13 protein-coding genes and 2 pseudogenes are annotated in these 17,768 nt (G+C 60.7%); 1 reads left to right on the forward strand and 14 read right to left on the reverse strand.

Going from position 1 to position 17,768, the window contains the following annotated elements; genetic code table 11:
- Nucleotides 1-314: 314 nt before the first annotated feature.
- The 3 genes and pseudogenes from M3I53_RS15950 to M3I53_RS15960 all read right to left on the reverse strand — a co-directional run bounded on the left by M3I53_RS15950 (nt 315) and on the right by M3I53_RS15960 (nt 3,500).
- On the reverse strand, nt 315-1,535 hold the full coding sequence (locus M3I53_RS15950) for an IS91 family transposase (RefSeq protein ID WP_254316873.1): 1,221 nt from the start codon (nt 1,533-1,535) through the stop codon (nt 315-317).
- Nucleotides 1,536-1,543: 8 nt separating this feature from the next.
- Nucleotides 1,544-2,422: a site-specific integrase gene (locus M3I53_RS15955; protein WP_254316874.1), complete on the reverse strand. Its 879-nt coding sequence runs from the start codon at nt 2,420-2,422 to the stop codon at nt 1,544-1,546.
- Nucleotides 2,423-2,800: 378 nt separating this feature from the next.
- Nucleotides 2,801-3,500, reverse strand: a pseudogene (locus M3I53_RS15960) (IS6 family transposase).
- A gap of 249 nt (nt 3,501-3,749) precedes the next feature.
- Between M3I53_RS15960 and M3I53_RS15965 the strand changes: the two are divergent.
- A complete protein-coding gene (locus M3I53_RS15965; RefSeq protein ID WP_254316875.1) occupies nt 3,750-9,197 on the forward strand; it encodes an AAA family ATPase in 5,448 nt (1,815 codons plus the stop codon).
- A gap of 423 nt (nt 9,198-9,620) precedes the next feature.
- On the opposite strand, the gene M3I53_RS15970 is transcribed toward M3I53_RS15965, so the two are convergent.
- The 11 genes and pseudogenes from M3I53_RS15970 to M3I53_RS16020 form a co-directional block, all read right to left on the reverse strand.
- Nucleotides 9,621-10,616 (reverse strand): IS5 family transposase, encoded by a 996-nt coding sequence (locus M3I53_RS15970; RefSeq protein ID WP_254316876.1) that lies wholly within the window; start codon nt 10,614-10,616, stop codon nt 9,621-9,623.
- A 68-nt stretch (nt 10,617-10,684) separates the two neighbouring features.
- Nucleotides 10,685-10,765, reverse strand: a pseudogene (locus M3I53_RS15975) (histidine ABC transporter permease); the annotation flags it as partial.
- A 228-nt stretch (nt 10,766-10,993) separates the two neighbouring features.
- Nucleotides 10,994-12,418, reverse strand: coding sequence for an FAD-binding oxidoreductase (locus M3I53_RS15980; RefSeq protein WP_254316877.1), 1,425 nt, complete (start codon nt 12,416-12,418; stop codon nt 10,994-10,996).
- Between the two features lie 55 nt (nt 12,419-12,473).
- Nucleotides 12,474-12,818 carry a RidA family protein gene (locus M3I53_RS15985; RefSeq protein ID WP_254316878.1) on the reverse strand — a complete coding sequence of 115 codons (345 nt, stop codon included), beginning with the start codon at nt 12,816-12,818 and terminating at the stop codon, nt 12,474-12,476.
- Nucleotides 12,819-13,123: 305 nt separating this feature from the next.
- Complete coding sequence (locus M3I53_RS15990; protein ID WP_254316879.1) at nt 13,124-14,077, reverse strand: IS5 family transposase; 954 nt, start codon at nt 14,075-14,077, stop codon at nt 13,124-13,126.
- A gap of 688 nt (nt 14,078-14,765) precedes the next feature.
- Nucleotides 14,766-15,464 carry a hypothetical protein gene (locus M3I53_RS15995; RefSeq protein WP_254316880.1) on the reverse strand — a complete coding sequence of 233 codons (699 nt, stop codon included), beginning with the start codon at nt 15,462-15,464 and terminating at the stop codon, nt 14,766-14,768.
- Between the two features lie 119 nt (nt 15,465-15,583).
- The gene (locus M3I53_RS16000) at nt 15,584-16,165 is read right to left on the reverse strand and encodes a hypothetical protein (RefSeq protein ID WP_254316881.1); all 582 of its coding nucleotides are present in this window, start codon (nt 16,163-16,165) and stop codon (nt 15,584-15,586) included.
- Between the two features lie 136 nt (nt 16,166-16,301).
- Nucleotides 16,302-16,622, reverse strand: a complete 321-nt coding sequence (locus M3I53_RS16005; protein ID WP_254316882.1) for a GntR family transcriptional regulator — start codon at nt 16,620-16,622, stop codon at nt 16,302-16,304.
- A 13-nt stretch (nt 16,623-16,635) separates the two neighbouring features.
- On the reverse strand, nt 16,636-17,010 hold the full coding sequence (locus M3I53_RS16010; protein WP_254316883.1) for a hypothetical protein: 375 nt from the start codon (nt 17,008-17,010) through the stop codon (nt 16,636-16,638).
- Between the two features lie 268 nt (nt 17,011-17,278).
- Entirely contained in the window at nt 17,279-17,479 is a 201-nt protein-coding gene (locus M3I53_RS16015) for a hypothetical protein (protein ID WP_254316884.1), read from the reverse strand.
- A 55-nt stretch (nt 17,480-17,534) separates the two neighbouring features.
- Entirely contained in the window at nt 17,535-17,717 is a 183-nt protein-coding gene (locus tag M3I53_RS16020; protein WP_254316885.1) for a hypothetical protein, read from the reverse strand.
- Between the last annotated feature and the right edge of the window lie 51 nt (nt 17,718-17,768).

Below are 17,768 nucleotides of genomic sequence, written 5' to 3' on the forward strand. Positions count from 1 at the left end.
AGGCCGATCGGGACCAGTCCGCGATCGGTAATCAAAAAAATGTTTGTGCTAAACCGCTCCGCAAGCGCTGGCGTTTATGGGCATTGAATGATCGTCGCGGTGATTTGTGATGCCAGGCGCACGGGGTGGTGCGCGCCAGAAGCGGGCGGTTGGCCGGGCCCGTCGCGCGAAGACAGTGGAAATGCGGACGCCAATGGGTAAGGAATGCTGAGTTTCGCGGCATTGTGAGGGTGCGACGACGCCATGGCACGAGCCGGTTCGCGTTGGCCGCCTTGGAGGAAGAGCAACGTGCGCGGGGGTGGTGCTGATGCCGGTCAGTGCACATGGGCCGGATCGGGAGGCGCCCGCGCGAGGATGCCAGACTTGTGGCCAGGCAGCGCGCCTTCGATGCGGACCATGTGGCCCTTGCCGCATACGGGGCAATGGCGCAGTGACCTGCCGGTGAGCCGCTGGTAACGGTCACGGTAGTCTTCCTTGATGGCAGGTGATGCAGCGGCGGGAGGCTCGACGCCGAGCAGTCGCCGGCAGGTGGCCAGGCGCGCTGCTCGATGACAGTTGGCAAGCCACCCGTAGCTGCGGATGCGCTTGAAGCCGACGGGCAGCACGTGCAGCAGGAAGCGGCGCATGAACTCGTCGGCCGTCAGGGTCATGGTCCTGTGGCGTGCGTGGTGACGGTAGTCCTTCCACTGGAACAACACCGAATCGCCATCAAAGCGCAGCAACCGGTTATTCGAGATGGCAACGCGATGCGTGTAGCGGCCCAGGTAATCGAGCACCTGTGCCGCGCCGCCAAACGGTGGTTTAGCGTAGACGACCCACTCCGCGTGAGCGGCGGGCGCGAGCCAGGCGGCGAACGCTCGCGGGTCACGCAACGGCTCGAGCTGGCCATGGAAGCGCAGCGCGCCGGCGTCGAACGCGCGGCGCAGCTGGTCGAGAAAGAGCCGCCGGAAGAGCCGCGAGAGCACCCGTACGGGCAGGAAGAAGCCTGGCCGGCAGGCGAGCCAGCGTTCGCCGTCCGGGGCGATGCCGCCGCCCGGTACCACGCAGTGCACGTGCGAATGGTGCAGCAGATTCTGCCCCCACGTGTGCAGGACCGTGATGAAGCCGATCTCCGCGCCCAGGTGTTTCGGATCGGCGGCGATCGTGCGCAGCGTCTCGGCGCTGGTGCGAAACAGCAGATCGTAGAGGGTCTTCTTGTTCTGGTACGCGAGCGCGGCGATGGGCTCGGGGAGTGTGAAGACGACGTGGAAGTATTCGATTGAGGGGAGCAGCTCGGCGCGCCGGCGTTCGAGCCATTGCGCGCGGGCGAGCGACTGGCACTTCGGACAGCACCGATGCCGGCATGAGTCGTAGGCAATGCGCTGATGGCCGCACGTATCGCACTGCTCGACATGTCCGCCGAGCGCGGCGGTGCGGCACAGCTCGATGGCGCTCATCGCGCGCCGCTGGGCGCGACTGAGGGCATCGGCATGGGTCTGCCGGTACCGTTCGCCGCAGCGGCGGAAGATGTCCGCCACCTCGAGCGCCGGTCGCATCGCCGGCTTCAGAAGTATGCGGGCGGTGTGGGCTCAGGCGGGATGGGTGCAGGGTGCGGCAGCAGATCGAAGGGACTGGTGGTGGCACATACAGTGCTCGTCGCCAGCTTGAGATACCGTGCCGTGGTCGCCATGCTGCGATGTCCCATCAGCAGCTGGATCCGGCGTACATCGGCGCCGGTTTCCAGCAGGTGCGTGGCGAACGCGTGCCGCAGCGAATGGGGTGTCACGGGTTTGGTGATGCCGCTGCGCTTACGTGCAAGCGCGCATGCCTGGCCCACGGCATGGCGGCTGATGGGCCGTCCGGGAATGTTGCCCGGAAACAGCCACTCCCGCGGGTGAGCGTCCTGCCAGTACAGTCTCAGGATCTCGAGCAGCCGTGGCGAGAGCATTACATAGCGATCCTTACGGCCTTTACCCTGGCGGACACGGATCATCATCCGCTGGCTGTCGATATCGGTGACCTTCAGGTGGACGACTTCCGACATCCGCAGGCCGGCCGCGTAGGCCGTCATCAGGATGGTGCGCTGCTTCAGGCTGGGAATGGACTCGAAGAAACGCGTCACTTCCTCGAAGCTCAGGATGACGGGCAGCTTCAAGGGCCGTTTGGGCAACGGGAAATCCTCGTCACTCCAGTTCCGCCTGAGCGTGATGCGGTACAGGAAGCGCAGCGCGCCCACGGCAAGTTGGACACTGGCCGGCGCGAGCTTGCGTTCGTTGGTCAGATGGATGATCCAGGCACGGATCTCTTCGGGGCCGAGCACCTCGGGTGAGCGCCGGAAGTGCCGGGCGAAACTGGAGACTTGCAGCAGATAGGTCTTCTGGGTGTTGTCTGCAAGGTTGCGGATCTGCATGTCGTGCAGCATGCGTTGGCGCAGCGGAGTCATGACGAACCTCCTGGAAACAGTAGGTGGAATGCCCAACCGGGCGTCCACATACTGCTCCTGGCGACACCGCTCACCACCTCGCTGGGGCTCAGCGCCAGACAACCCTCCTCATGAAGCGTCAGCCATAGACCTGTGCCCACCTCCCCCTACCGCTTCAGCGGTTTAGTACAATATTTTTTATCTGTCCATTCGTGATGAACGTTTCAGATCTTTTACAATCCCAGCTGTCAGGTGTCCAATGGGGGGATGCCAAGATTCGGGGCTTTTTCGTACGTCAAAGCTCCGGGCGTGCGTCACAAGCGTCGCGGACCCACCCAATACGGCTCTGGTGCAAATAGGCGGTCTGCACGAGATTTTTCCTATATAGAGGATACCTTATCAAGCAGACAAGACGTCCTCCCAGACTGCGGGCGCAGTGGCATCTTTGAGGCCGAGCTTCGCGAGACCGAATTGTCCCTTGCGAATACGATGTACCAGCTCAATACGAGAGAGGGTGATCGCTGCATTCCTGAAACGCTTGAAGCCGAGCATGACTTTCGTCCGGGGACTTGATGTTGCGGTGGTCCTGCTCGACCAGATTATTGAGATATTTCGAGGATCGGACCTTCGTGTCCTCAGGCAGCAGGCCATCGGCCTTCATCTCGCGCACGGCGCGGTGCGAGGCCGCATAGCCGTCAAGCGTGATGGTCTTCGGTGGCTGGCCTTGATGTTTGATCGCCTTCCTGAAAAAGGCTTTTGCCGCCTTCACGTCGTGCCTGGCACTGTCTGGCCCACCCGATCCACCGCCCGATAAAGATAGACCCACTTGCCGCGCAGCTTGAGATAAGTCTCGTCAACACGCCAGGACTGGCCGGTGGGCCTGCCGAAGATTCCACCGTTTGACGAACTCCGGCGCAAAGCGCTGCACCCAGCGCAGGATCGTCGTGTGGGCCGGCGCCAGACCCCGTTCCGCCATCATTTCGACCAGATCGCGCAAGCTAAGCTTGTAGCGCAGGTACCAGCGAACACACAGAATGATCACATCGCGGTCAAAGTGACGGCCTGCAAACAGTTCGTCCAGGCTCTTCAGCTTGCTCATCCCCAGTTCTCAATTCGTTCAGCCCGACACCTTAACCGATTCGCCCCCGCGCTATTTGCACCAGAGCCCAAATACAAGTGGCCATGGCAGCGTCGCACCGGGTATCGTGCAACTGTAGTCAGCGACGTTGCTGACCGCGCAGGCGCCCCCCGGGCCACTCCGGTCGCGCCCTGCGCGCTATAGACAGACGAATAGGGCCACGTATCTTGATAGAATCAAGGGCTAGAGCCTGACTGTGAATGACGGCACATGAACTATCAACATGGCTCCGACACGGGCTTCAGTGTCCACGTCCTGTGGGAGGATGAAGAGCGCACCTTCTGCCGTGTCGGGTCCCCTGGCGCCACCGACAGTGTGCTGGTCGTGCGCAGCGCCGACGAACACCCCTCGACCGCCCTTCTCGATCGCCTCGCTCACGAGTTCGCGCTGAAGGAACAGCTCAACAGCGCGTGGGCGGTGCGCCCCATCAAGCTGGTGCGCGAAGACGGACGGATGGCCCTGCTGCTCGAGGATCCGGGTGGCGACCCACTCGAGCGCCTGGTCGGTGCGCCTGTCGGGGTGGAGCGTGTCTTGTCGCTCGCCGTGGACATTGCCGCTACGCTGGTCAAGCTCCATCAGTGCGGCCTTGTCCACAAGGACCTCAAGCCCGCTCATATTCTGGTTGACTGCACAGACAGGCAGCCGCGGCTCACCGGATTCGGCATCGCTTCGCAACTGCCGCGCGAGCGGCAATCACCGCAGCCGCCTGAAACGATCGCCGGCACCCTCGCCTACATGGCACCTGAACAGACCGGACGGATGAATCGCTCAATCGATTCGCGCAGTGACCTTTATGCATTCGGGGTCACGCTCTATCAAATGCTCACGGGGACCCTGCCGTTCATGGCCTCCGACCCGATGGAATGGGTGCATTGCCATATTGCACGAAAGCCGGTGCCCCCAAGCGAGATGGTAAACACGGTCCCAGCTGCCGTCTCGGAACTTGTCATGAAGCTGCTCGCAAAGACGCCCGAGGAGCGCTATCAGACTGCGGCGGGCGTCGAGCGAGACCTGCGGCGTTGCCTGACCGAATGGCAACGTCAACGCCACATCGATGCCTTCCTGCTGGGTGAATACGACATGCCCGACCGGCTCCGGATCCCCGAGAAGCTCTATGGGAGGCAGAACGAGGTCAAGGCCCTGATTGCCGCATTTGATCGAGTGGTCAACACCGGCACGCCTGAACTCGTGCTGGTTTCCGGTTGTTCGGGCATCGGCAAGTCTGCGGTCGTCAGTGAACTGCACAAGGCGCTGGTACCACCACGTGGACTCTTCGCGTCGGGCAAGTTCGACCAGTACAAACGCGACATACCCTATTCGACACTCGTGCAGGCCATTCAGGGCCTGGTGCGGTCGCTTCTCGGCAAGCCGGACACGGAGCTCGCGGTCTGGCGCGACGCATTGGTCACAGCACTGGGTCCGAATGCGCGCCTCGTGACCGAGATGATTCCCGAGTTGAAGCTCGTCATCGGAGACCCGGCGCCCGTCCCGGAACTCGAGCCGAATCAGGCGCGACACCGCTTCGAACTCGTCTTCCGGCGCTTTATCGGCGTGTTTGCGCAACGTGAGCATCCGCTGGCACTCTTTCTCGACGATCTGCAATGGCTCGACGCCGCGACGCTCGATTTGCTCGACGATCTTCTGACGCGCTCTGATCTTCAATATCTGATGCTGATCGGCGCCTATCGCAGCAATGAAGTGGATGCCAGCCATCCGCTGCTGCGCAAGCTTCAGACGTTCAGGGCGGCGGGCGCACGGATCGACGAAATCGCTCTAGCGCCTCTCGCTTGCGAGTACGTGGAGCAACTGAACGTCGAAGCGCTTCACTGTGAGCCGGCGCGCGCCGCACCGCTTGCCCGCCTCGTGCATGAAAAGACGGCGGGCAATCCGTTCTTCGTGATCCAGTTTTTGCACGCGCTCGCCGATGCCGGTCTCATCAGCTTCGACCATGACAAGGCCTGCTGGTGCTGGGATCTGCCCCGCATCCACGGCACGGGATACACCGACAACGTGGTAGACCTCATGGTCGCGAAGCTGGCGCGTCTGCCCACTGAAACGCAGCGCGCGTTGCAACAGCTCGCCTGCCTCGGCAACACCGCCTCGCTTGCGATACTGCCGAAGGTTCTGGGCACCTCGACGCGGGAAATTCGAGCGCTGCTGCGGCCTGCAGTCGATCAGGAACTGGTCGAGCAACGGGAAGACGCGTACGCGTTTGTACACGACCGGGTGCAGGAAGCCGCCTATTCGCTGATTCCGGGAGATTTGCGTGCCGACACCCACCTGCGAATCGGGCGGCTGCTCGCAGCGCAAACCGCCGCTGGCAGAATGGAAGATGCGATCTTCGAGATCGTCAGCCAACTCAACCGTGGCGCAGCGCTGATGACTTCCCAGCAGGAACGCGAGCAACTGGCCGAGTTCAACCTAAGCGCAGCCCGGCGAGCCAAGGCGTCGACAGCCTATGCGTCGGCGCTCACCTACCTCACTGCTGGCGCGGAACACCTGACGGGCGACTGCTGGGAGCGCAGGCATGAACTGATTTTCGCGCTGGAGTTGAACCGGGCCGAATGCGAGTTCCTCACCGGGCGGTTAGCGGACGCGCAAGAGCGGCTGGCCATGCTGTCAAGCCGCGCGACGACTACCGCCGAACAGGCGCATGTTGCGTGTCTGCGCATGGATGTTTACCTGACTCTCGACCGGAGCGGTCGCGCGGTCGAAGTCTGTCTCGACCACCTCCGGCAAGTCGGTATTGACTGGGCAGCGCACCCGCACGAAAACGACGTACAGCGGGGATACGAAACGGTCCGGTCACTGCTTGCAGGTCGGACAATCGAGGCACTCATTGATGTGCCATTGATGACGGATCCGATGTCCCTTGCGATCGCCGATGTGCTGAGCAAGCTCTTGAGGCCGGCCTGGTTCTTCGACGCGAATCTCGCGTCCCTCGCCATATGCAAACTGATCAGTCTTAGTCTGGAGCGCGGCAACTGCGACGCCTCGTGCTTTGCGTACGTCATGTTCCCCCGGATTGCAGGACCACGCTTTGGCGATTACCACGCCGGTATCCAGTTCGGCCAGCTTGGTTTCGATCTGGTCGAGCGCCGGGGACTCAAACGCTTCGAGGCAGTGACGTATCTCTGCTACGCGCTCTACGTCGTGCGCTGGACGAAACACGTGCGCGTCAGCAGCGAGGTGCTGCGCCGCGCGTTCGAAGCGGCAACCCGGACCGGGGACCTTCCGTCTGGCGCCTATACCTGCTGCCACGTGGTTTCGGACCGGCTTTTTGCCGGTGAGCCGTTGATCGACGTGCAACGCGAAGCTGAACAGGGCCTTGCATTCTCCGTGAAGGCGCGTTTCGGCCTTGTCGTCGATAACCTCACTACGCAACTTGCGCTGATCCGGATGCTCCGCGGCTCGACGATAAAATTCGGTCGTTTCGACTACGGCGAGTTCAACGAGCTTCGTACGGAACAGCGTTTGTCCGCCAACCCCGCGCTCGCGACGGCTGCGTGCTGGTACTGGATCCGGAAACTACAGGGGCGCTACCTTTCAGGCGACCATGTGGCCGCCGTGAATGCGGCAGCGGTCGCGCAGCAGCTCCTCTGGAGCTCGTCGTCGCACCTGGAGGAGTGCGAGTACCACTTCTACGGCGCGCTCGCACTCGCCGCACATTGCGACCGTGCACCAGCCGGGGAGCGACAGCAGCAGCACGACGCCATCGCTGCGCATTGCCGGCAACTGGAGATATGGGCGAAGAACTGTCCGGCGAATTTCGGCAATCGCGCTGCGCTGGTGGGCGCGGAGATGGCGCGCCTGGAAGGCCGTGATGTCGACGCGATGCGGCTCTACGACGAGGCCATTCGCCTCGCGCGCGCAAACGGCTTTGTACACAACGAAGCGCTTGCCAATGAACTCGCATCCGGTTTCTACGCGGCGCGCGATTTCGACAAGATTGCCCGTGTCTATTTGCAGGACGCGCGCCGGGGCTACCGACACTGGGGCGCCGAAGGCAAGGTGCGCCAACTCGACGAACTGTTCCCCCATCTCAGGGATGAGGAGCGCACGCCCGGACCAGGCAGCACGATCGGGGCGCCTGTCGAACACCTTGACCTTGCTACTGTAATCAGGGTATCGCAAGCGGTTTCGGGAGAGGTCGTTCTCGACAGGTTGATCGACACGATCATGCGCACGGCAATCGAACAGGCAGGCGCGGAGCGGGGGTTACTCATTCTTTCGCATACGGGCGAACAGCGGCTCGCAGCGGAAGTCGGGACGGACGGCGAAAAACCTCGCGTCCAATTGCGGGATGTGCCCGTAAGCGCAACCGTGATGCCCGAGTCGGTGCTCCACCATGTGCTGCGCACAAGGAAGAACGTCATTCTCGACGATGCCGTGAACGAGCCCGCGTTCGCGATGGACGCATATATCCGCGAGCATCGAACCCGTTCCGTTCTCTGCATGCCGTTGATGAATCAGGCAAAGCTGATCGGCGCTCTGTACCTCGAAAACAATCTGATCACCCGCGCCTTCACCTCAGCACGGAGTGCGGTACTCCGGCTCCTCGCGTCGCAGGCGGCGACTGCGCTCGAGAATACCCGACTGTACCGCGACCTTGCCGAACGCGAGGCAAGAATCCGGCGACTCGTCGATGCCAATATCATCGGCATCATCGTGTGGAACGCCGAGGGTGACATCCTCGAGGCTAATGACGCGTTTCTGCGCATGGTGGGATATGACCGTACTGAACTTGCCGCAGCCCATCTACGCTGGCGAGATCTGACGCCGGACGAATGGCGCGGAAGCGCCGAACAGGCTCTGCTACAGATCGGACAGGACGGGCGTATTCAACCTTCCGAGAAGGAGTACGTCCGGAAGGACGGCAGTCGTGTACCCGTCATGGTCGGCCGGGCGGCGTTCGATGCCAGCGGGAAAGAAGGCGTCGCCTTCGTGATTGATCTGACCGTGCTCAAGGAGGCGGAGCGCCGTTTGCGCGAGTCCTACGAAATGCTTCGGGAGCTCACGTCACATCGAGAAATGGCTCGCGAGGAAGAGCGCAAGCACATCGCACGTGAGATGCACGACGAACTTGGACAGCATCTCACCGCGCTTCGCCTGCAGGCGTCGGCATTACGCATGCAGTTGGGCCGAGATCGACCGGAGCTGGTCGCGCAGACCCAGGTACTGATTTCCCTTGTGGATGAAACGATGCAGGTCGTCAGAGGGGTGATCGCATCGCTGCGTCCGGCAGCACTCGACACTGGCATTGCGGCAGCGCTCGAGTGGCTCGCTGCAGAGTTCAACCGCAACGGCCGCACAGCCTGTTACCTCAACTTGCAGGACGAGAACATCGTCGTGAGCGAGGATCGCGCTATCGTCCTGTTCCGCCTCGTCCAGGAGGCGCTGACCAACGTCGCCCGTCACGCGGTTGCGAATCGGGTGATTATCGGGCTGAAACGAACACATGACGCCTATCTGCTGGAAGTGAGCGACGACGGTGTCGGGTTCGATGTTCTGGCAACCGGGAAGAGATCGTTCGGTCTAGCGGGGATGAAAGAGCGTGTTCTGATGCTGGATGGCGAAATCGACGTTATCAGTTCGCCGGGCGCCGGCACCACAATCAAGGTGACACTTCCAGTCGATCGTGAACAAGCTGTCCCCTAATGAGCGTCTTGAGCAGGGATCCCGGCCAGATTCCCATTCGCAAGTTGGCCAGAAGGCGCGACAATTGCCAAAGCCCAATAGTCCAGTCAACGAAGAAATGCTCACTGGCATAATCGCGACAACGCAATACATCGCGCGCGGAGGTAAATTGATACAGCGCGGCGCGAATTTCAGATGTGCTGTAAGCGGCTCAGCTGGGCCCTTTGTCCGTGCTCGTGCGTGTGAGGCATGATCGTGTAGCCGGAATAATACGCAGCGGCAAATTACGCGGAGCCGTTCGTTGCCGAACAATGCTGCGCCGGTCGCCGAGCCGGTCCCCGAGGATTTCCGGTCCGGCGAACTACGCATAATTACAGCGACTCCATAAACTGGAGAAGACGGGCTTTGTCCGGATGGGTACGAGTTCCCGTGCTATGGACGCGACTATGCATTTTTGACGCAAACCGGTTTGCCGAAGGCGTTCCACCGGTTCAGCAGGTTGGCGATGATTACGCCTTCGCCTTCCTGCGACGCAAGCTCCTGCGTCAGCAGGCGCTCGCCGATGCAGCGCTTGATGCGCGAGATCTGTGCCTCGACCAGCGAGCGCACACCGTAGCCGTATTTCTTGTGAAATGCATAGATGCCTTTGTCCTCGATGTATCTGACGATCTGGTCATGCCGGCGGGTTCGCTCCTCGCCGTGTCCGACAGCGTGAGCTGGCGGTGGGATGACGGGCGTCACGCCCGTGCCTGAAAGCGCTTCGGTACGCTCGATGCTGTAGTACGCGCCATCGGCAATCACCCGATCCATCGGCACATCAGCGGGCAGCACGGCGTCCATTCCTTCGCTGTCCGATACTTCTGTAGTGGTGATGCGGATCGCGTGTACGTTCATGTCAGCGTCGATCGACAGATGCATCTTGCGCCACGGCGTGCGCGCGGCCTTCTGACCGTACTTTTCCTCGTACCACTGGCTCGCCCGCCCAAAGCTCAATCCCGTGCTGTCGACGATGAGACTGATCGTCTCGCCGCGCGCGAGACGTCGGGCCAACTGTTCGCAACGCTGCGTGACGCTCACCTCCAGTGAAGCGAACCGTTCGCCCAGCTGACTGGCGCTGGGCACCGGGATGTCCAGCCCGCGAGTCTCCCAGTAGTCCTCCATATAGCCGGTGATCTGCCGCATCCCCCAGCCGAACAGCCGGTAGAAGGTAAAGATCAGCTCGATGTACGCCGTGGTGTAGGTCGGCTCACGCCCCGACACGCCCGGCGTACGGATCTTTGCGTTGATAAGCTGCGCCTTCAGATCGCCGCCCGGCACATACAGGCTGATCATGCCGCGCTTTCTCAGGCTCTGGTTATACGCCCGCGCGTTCGTCACCCGGTACCCCGGCTTCTTGCGCTTGCGCCGTTCACCCGTCTTTAGTCTGGCTTTATATGGCATTATTCAAGCTGGCTTCATGACGTTGCGCTTTTACACAACCCGCAGCATCTTTGCAATACCCCCATCCGGACAAAGCCCATGAGTCCAAGGACAACCGCGGCCGCAAGGGACAGCACCGATAGTTCGATTGTACGGACAGTACCGGCCATCAGCTGCGGGCCAAATCCGATCGGGCTTTTTCGCCGCTGAACTCCTTATGAGGTGACATCCCTTGTCGCTGAGTGGTCCTCCTACGGGTCATGAACGGCCACCCTGCGTTGCCCAGATTGCGAAGAGTGCGACATACCCGGATAGTCTTCCCGGAGCCGATTAGAGCGAGCTTCGCCGTTGGTCTAACACCGCCTGCGGGCATCGGCCGCCAATGGATGTGCTCGCCATCATCGGGTTCCGATTCTCAAGCCAAACGTTTTGGGGATGGCCGCAGCGACACGAGGTAACAATCGGGACCTCTTGCCAACTTCCTCGTCATCTTCGCATCGGAGGATGCCCCAGCGTACGAAGCGCCCGCCAACATATCGAAAAGGCTCCGGCGGCAGCGCTCGTGGCTCTCGCGTACAGAAAGGTAGCGAACTCCATTCGTCTTTTGACCGCAAGACGAGCGACGCAAGACATTGCCCCCCAATGTATGTGGGATTAACGCCATGCCCAGAATATCCGCAGGCGTAGTGGATGCGCGTTCCCGATAACGTTCGAAAGAACGGTAGCCGGTCGAACGAGATATCGATGCCACCGCCCCACGTTCGATCAATCTGAACGTCTCTAAAGGCCGGCAACAGGCGACGGAGTCCGCGCTCCGCGCGCACTGCGGACGCCATGTCAGTAGTCAGTCGCGGATCCGACGTATGTCCACCAAATCCGATGGGGCCCGAGCCAGAACCCATGAGGACCCGCCCATCGATAGTCTTCCGGAAATAGTGGACGAACATCCGTAAGTCAGTGATGCCCTCCTCCCGCTTCCAGCCCATCAGGCTGATTTTCTCGGGCGCCGGTTGCGTCACCAATGCGTAGGATGAGAACACGGTAAGAAATGGGACGATCTCCCTGCGCTTCGCGAGTTCGATATTGGTCGCCAGTACCACTTCCTTTGCGATGATTTCACCGGTAGGGGTGACAACGCGATTGAGCGTTCCCTCGTCGAGCCGGATCATCGGCGTGCCTTCGAATACCTTCACATCCGCAGCGATTGCCGCAGCCCGCAACTGGCGCGCCAGACGTGCTGGTTGAACAGTCGCGCCCTCGGGGAAATATATGCCGTCCCGGAAAACGGGAGATCGGCAAATCTCCTGTACTTCTTCGGCCGTCAGCGACCGTACGGTGTCCGTTGCGCCGAGTTGCCGTGCCGTATCAAGGTATGTTGCGATTTGGGCGTCTTGCGCCGGTGCTGCGGAGACGCGCATATGACCGTTTTCACGCCACCATACGTCGCGACCAGGCTCGGTAGCAAACAGCCGAATAGCGTCCTGAGCCCGAGTACCGGCTCTTGCAACGGCCAACGCCGCATCTGGGCCAATGTTCGCCGCGATTCCGGTGAGAGACGGCCAGTATCCGCTAACCTTCCCTCCATTTTTACCGCTAGCGCCGGAACCACACTGGGACGATTCAATGAGAGCGACGACGAGATGCGGGGCGCGTTCCTTGAGGGCCAGGGCGGTCCACAGTCCAGTATACCCGCCACCGACGATCACCACGTCAACCGTGAGCACCCCGGTAAGGGCCGGCGCCGCAGGTTGTACCCCCTCGCTGCGGAGCGCTTCCTCAAACCACCAGGACGGATCATTCGGAGCATTTCCCTGCAGATTCATTTTCCCTTCCCTCTGATAAACGTATATCGCTCTGGCAACATCACGCGTGTCCTGTTCAGGCCACCGCCTGAACCTGGATCTCGACGAGGATGTCTTCCCCTGCCAACTTCGACTCGACCGTCGCGCGCGCGGGGGGATGCTCTTTATCGACCCAAGCTTCCCATACTTCGTTTAGCTCATCGAAGGTGTTGACATCCTTAAGCCAGATATTCGCAACAGCAATACGGGACTTGGCACTGCCGGCGGCCAGCAGAAAGTCATCAATCTGCGCGAGGATATCTACAACCTGCTCCTTGACGCCCCCTGTAGTGTCGCGGGCCGTTAGCCCAGACAAAAAAACGAATCCATTCGCGATCAATACCTTGCTCAATCGCCCCGTAATCTCCAGCCGGCGGATCATGAAATCTCCTCTTTCGCTAAAAAATTTCTATCGCAACAGTAGGGCTATCTACTTGAACTCTCACCATTAAGAACACGCCAACAATCAGCACGCGAAGCTACCATTAAGTATTCTTATCACGCGACCGATGCGTCGCGCACTGGTTCGAAATCTAGGGAAGGTCTGCACAACACGTTTTCAGAGCGCTGATCTTTCTCCACGTTAGGCATATCAGGCGTAAGCGTTTGCTCGCAGGTTGGTCGTCTGGTTTTTCAAACATGACGACCATCGTTTGCCGAGACTCACGGCCTGAACCCGCGGGCGTTTCACGCTTTGCTTAAAGCCCTGCGCGACATCCAGAGGTTGCCCAGCGCAAACAGTGTCGTAATCTGCGCGGTGTTCTTCACCAATCCTCGGTACCGCGTCTTCGTATAGCCAAACTGCTGCTTGAGCACGCGGAACGGATGTTCAACCTTGGCGCGTACGCCAGCCTTCAGACGCTCAATCTGGTTGTATATCGCGTCCAGACGATTGTTCAGGTCCAGTTGTCGACGCTTGCCCGGTCGCATCGCAACATGCCAGCGTACCGGACTCGCCTGACAGCGCTTTTCAATACCCTGATAGCCGGCGTCAGCGTACACATCCTTTTCCTGGCCGTGCAACAACGCTTCGGCCGCATTGATGTCGTGAACGTTGGCCGCCGTACCAATGACGGTGTGGACCAGACCCGACTCTGCGTCCACGCCGATGTGCGCTTTCATCCCGAAGTACCATTGATTCCCTTTCTTCGTTTGATGCATCTCCGGGTCCCGATTGCCAGAGCCGTTCTTTGTCGAACTGGGCGCGCTAATCAAGGTCGCGTCGACCGCTGACCCTGCCTTCAACATCAAGCCTTTTTCACTCAGGATCTCATTGACCAGTGCGAGCATCTGCGCGGCCAGACCGTGCGTTTCGAGAAGATGACGGAACCGCAGAATCGTGCTCTCGTCCGGTAAGCGCGTCATACCTTCGTCAAGCTCCGCAAACTCACGATACAGCGGCACGTCATAAAGTGCCTCTTCCATCGCCGGGTCTGACAGACCAAACCACTGCTGCATGAAGTGGATCTGCAGCATCGTCGCAACTGGAAACGGTGGCCTTCCAGTCTTACCCTTCGGATAGTGCGGTTCGATCAGCGCAATCAGCTTCGACAATGGCACAACGCGCCTCATCTCATCGAGAAATTCCCGCTTGCGCGTGCGTTTCGTTGAAAGATCCAGACCAAGACCGAGCTGTGTCATCGAGGAACTCCTTTAACTCGCGTTCTTCCAGGATAGGCCAACCAGACATCAACTCCAGGACTTTTGCAGACCTTCCCTAGGAGAAGAATCGCTGCCGAATTACATAGGCTTGCAGATTTATGCAAGACGTTTCACCAACGGAGTGAATTCGTGGGTTGGGGAGGCTGACAATCGTTCGTCGACGAGCCCCTGCAAATGCTTCCTCCTCGATGCAGCACTCGCCGATGGCAGGGTTCAAAACGAGGTGTTGAGACTGGAACCGGCGTAGACGGTCACACATTGCGATATGGCCTCGTCATGTTCGAAGACCCGCACGCGCGCGTCGTCTTTCGGAAACGTGGGCAGATGCTGCCCTCCCCTTTGCCTGAAGACTGGAGTCATGTGGGTTTCGCCTATTTTTGGAGAAAATTGCGGAAGACCGTTAGTCGCATATTCCGCCCGGGCGACGGCCGGGCGTAACGGCCGAAGGCGACTTGACAGTTGGCGCGCGTGATGTCAAACGCGCCCGGAGTTGAGCCACCCAGCCGTCAACCTGCGCGGCCAGCTTCAACACAATGAACCATGGCCCGCTACTCCGGTCGTCATACTCGGCGTCGCTCTGGCGAGGGCGCGGATATTGCCGGCAAGCACCCGGAAGCGGAGGGCATCAATCAAGAAGGCTGGTAGATAACGAAGCGCAGTGAAACGTTCAGACTGCCCTTGCCTGCGGCACTCCGGCGAGATGCAGGATCTTTGCGGCGACCCTACGGAAGAACACGTCGTCCCGCTCCTTCTGGCCAGCATCGTCGGCAACGCGATGCTCGATCAGGATGCCGCGTCGTTGCATGATTCCTTGAGTGCGCGACTTGCGCTCAAGGTAGTCAGGATCATCGGCGCCCATTGTCTCGACGACGAGGCGGTGCAGCCGGGGGGCCACTCCGGTGGCTGCCGTCGAACGGAACGTCAGTTCAAAGTCGGGCCGGCACCACAGGCTCGGCTTGTCTGTCTGCCTCACCTCCCGGTCAAACAGCAGTTTCCAGAGCGTCACCTCGACGCCGTGCTTTCTTACCCATTCCATGACGCCAAACAGCAATTTCAGCGTGACGCGCTCATACCGGCTGTCCAAAGGTATTGGTCGTGCAAACGAATACGCGTGCTGCGCGAACGCTTCCCGAAAGCGCACGTTGCCGTCACGATCGCGGTCGACCACACTTAGCACCCAGTAGGGTGGCTGCGTCAGTCGCTGATCGCGGCCCACGGCGCGGATGCCCTTTTCAGGGCACACCACACATTCGCCCATGCTTGTTTTCTTGATTGCAACGCCAGCACGAATCTCGTCGGCGACGAACAGCAGGAGCGCGCTGCGTGCCTTCCTTTCCGGCCATACCAGAGCGTCGATCTCCGTCATCTTCCTGTTCAGAGGAATCCATGGCTTGAAGTAGAGTATCTGCGAGAGCAATAGCTGCGGGCTCAGCGCCTGGCCGGCTGCATATGCCTCGAGCCGCTCCCACAATCTGGACTTTTCGTTCAGCGCTTCGACGTCCAGCCCTGTACTACCGGCACCGGTACGCGAACAAGATTGCTCACGGTTCGACTGTCATGGTCGCGCAAGAGTTGCTCCTGCCACGCGAACACGACACGTAAGGTCCCTTCCAGCATCGTCGCTGTTGCCCGAATTCGATAGTCGATCACCTCTCGATCAGTCGATATTTCGGGTTCGCAGCACATGTCCGGTTGTGCGTACCACGATGCACCACAAAACGACGCGAGTTCGACGTACTGCTCGTAGCTCCACGGGTACACACCGGCGATCCCGGCCTGATTGCCGCGCGCCTTCCACAGCTGCATGGCCGTGAAGCCAGCGCTATCGAGGGCGAAGTCTAGTTCCGTAAGGTCCGTCGCCTCAGGAATGTGAAAGGCCTGCCGTACGGGGTTCCAGAAGGCATTCGCCGACACCATCGCGGCGTATCCTTCGTTGAACGCATGTGAAGCGAGCTTGCCGCCCCGATGCGGTATGCCAGCGCGAACAATAAGGCTGTCGCCGAGATGCGCGTTCGTTTGAAGGACGGGCATGCCCGGCGCGACGCCATCAATCTGTTCGTTGCTCATGCGAGTTGCTCCTGGAAAAAGACGGGGCAACTCCCTCGCGGGGCGTCGCCCCATGAGGGAAAAATGGCGCGGATCAGGCCGCGAGTTAAAAAAAGTGCGATCGGTACGGTGACAACGGTGGGCGCGGCGATGATGCTCAGACCGCAGCGGGCTCAAAGGAAACGATCGAGCCGCGACGTGTACGACTCTCGATGAGGCCGCGGCGTGCCACTTCACGGAACGCCGCGTTGATGGTGTTCAGATGAAAGCCCAGATCGTCAGCAATGCTCCGCTGAGTGGGCAGCGCGTCACCCGGCCGGAACAGGCCGGACCGGATGGCCTGCTCAATCTGGTCCGCGACAGCGAGGTAGATCTTTCCGCGAATCCTCGCAAAGTCCGGACGCCATTTCAGTTGATCGCGCTGATGGGCCGTTGGCGGCGTGAGCGCGCTGGGGTAGGAGTTGGTTGCCGAAAACATGATGGCGCGCATCCTACACCGAACGCAGGCGAATCTGCTTCGCCCACTCGCGGCCGTGAGGCAGCGCCGCGACGAACGCAGCAAAGTTTGCACGTGCCGGCGGCAATTCAAGCACGCTCTGGGACGCGATAGCGTCCGCCAGACGAAGAGCGTCGACGAAGGCGCCGTCACCGGTGACAGCGAGCGCGGCGCGCGATTCGTCGCTCGCGAGAACGAGCGAGATGAAGCGCGCAGCACGCGTTGCCTGTCCAGCAGCGACGATACCGGCGATCGCAACGTCGGCCTGTCTGCCCATGTCGGGGTCCGACAAGGCGACGGCGTCTACCACTTCGGCATCGATGAGGCAGCGCACGATGTCCTCAGAGAATTGGTTGCATGAGTAAGTCATCGTCAGGTTCCAGAAGGCGGGGCGCATCCCTCGCGGGGCATTGGCAACCGTTGGGTCAGAGTGGAATTCAGTTCGCTCGTCCGACGCTAGCCAGTGATGCCCGCGGCCCGGCATACACCGATACCGCGCACAGGCACGCCGCAGCGACGAGCGAAGCCGCGACGGTTGCGATAACAATCTGTCGTTTCATAGGGACTCCGTTCAGAAGGACGAAGGCCCCGGCCCCTGAAAGGGACTGGGGCCTTATCGGAAAGAGCGCGAGAGCGCGTCAGGTACAGGACTTCGGGTGGCTCGCCGGATAGACCAGCACGCGCCCGTCGTCACAGATGCGGAAATCGCCCTGCTCGCCCTTCGGCGAATGCACAACGATCACCCGTGCTTCTGCCTGCGGGCGCAACTGCGCATGCGTGCAGGCTCCGAGGGTTGAGGTGCCGGCTGCTGCGACGAGCAGCATCAAGAAATTCATCATGAGTTTGACTCCAGAAAAAAAGAGGCGCCGCCCCCGTTAGGGGCGGCGAAAGTGATCACGCGGCTGCGCGTTGCACTGCGGGATCGGATACGGAAACCGTGATCCACTGCCCGTCCACGAAGACGTCGCGCAGGCGCGAACCATTGAGCGTGTAGACGTGCTCGCGACCCGCGCGCGGAGATGCCGCACGGGCCGAGCGCGTGATGCAGCCAACAACGGAAGATTGCTTTTTGAACATGGTTGCTCCTCGGGATTGAGACGAGGAGCGCCCCTTGCGGGGATTCGCTCC

The sequence above is a fragment of the Paraburkholderia sp. CNPSo 3272 genome (genome assembly GCF_024206495.1).
Lineage (GTDB): Bacteria > Pseudomonadota > Gammaproteobacteria > Burkholderiales > Burkholderiaceae > Paraburkholderia.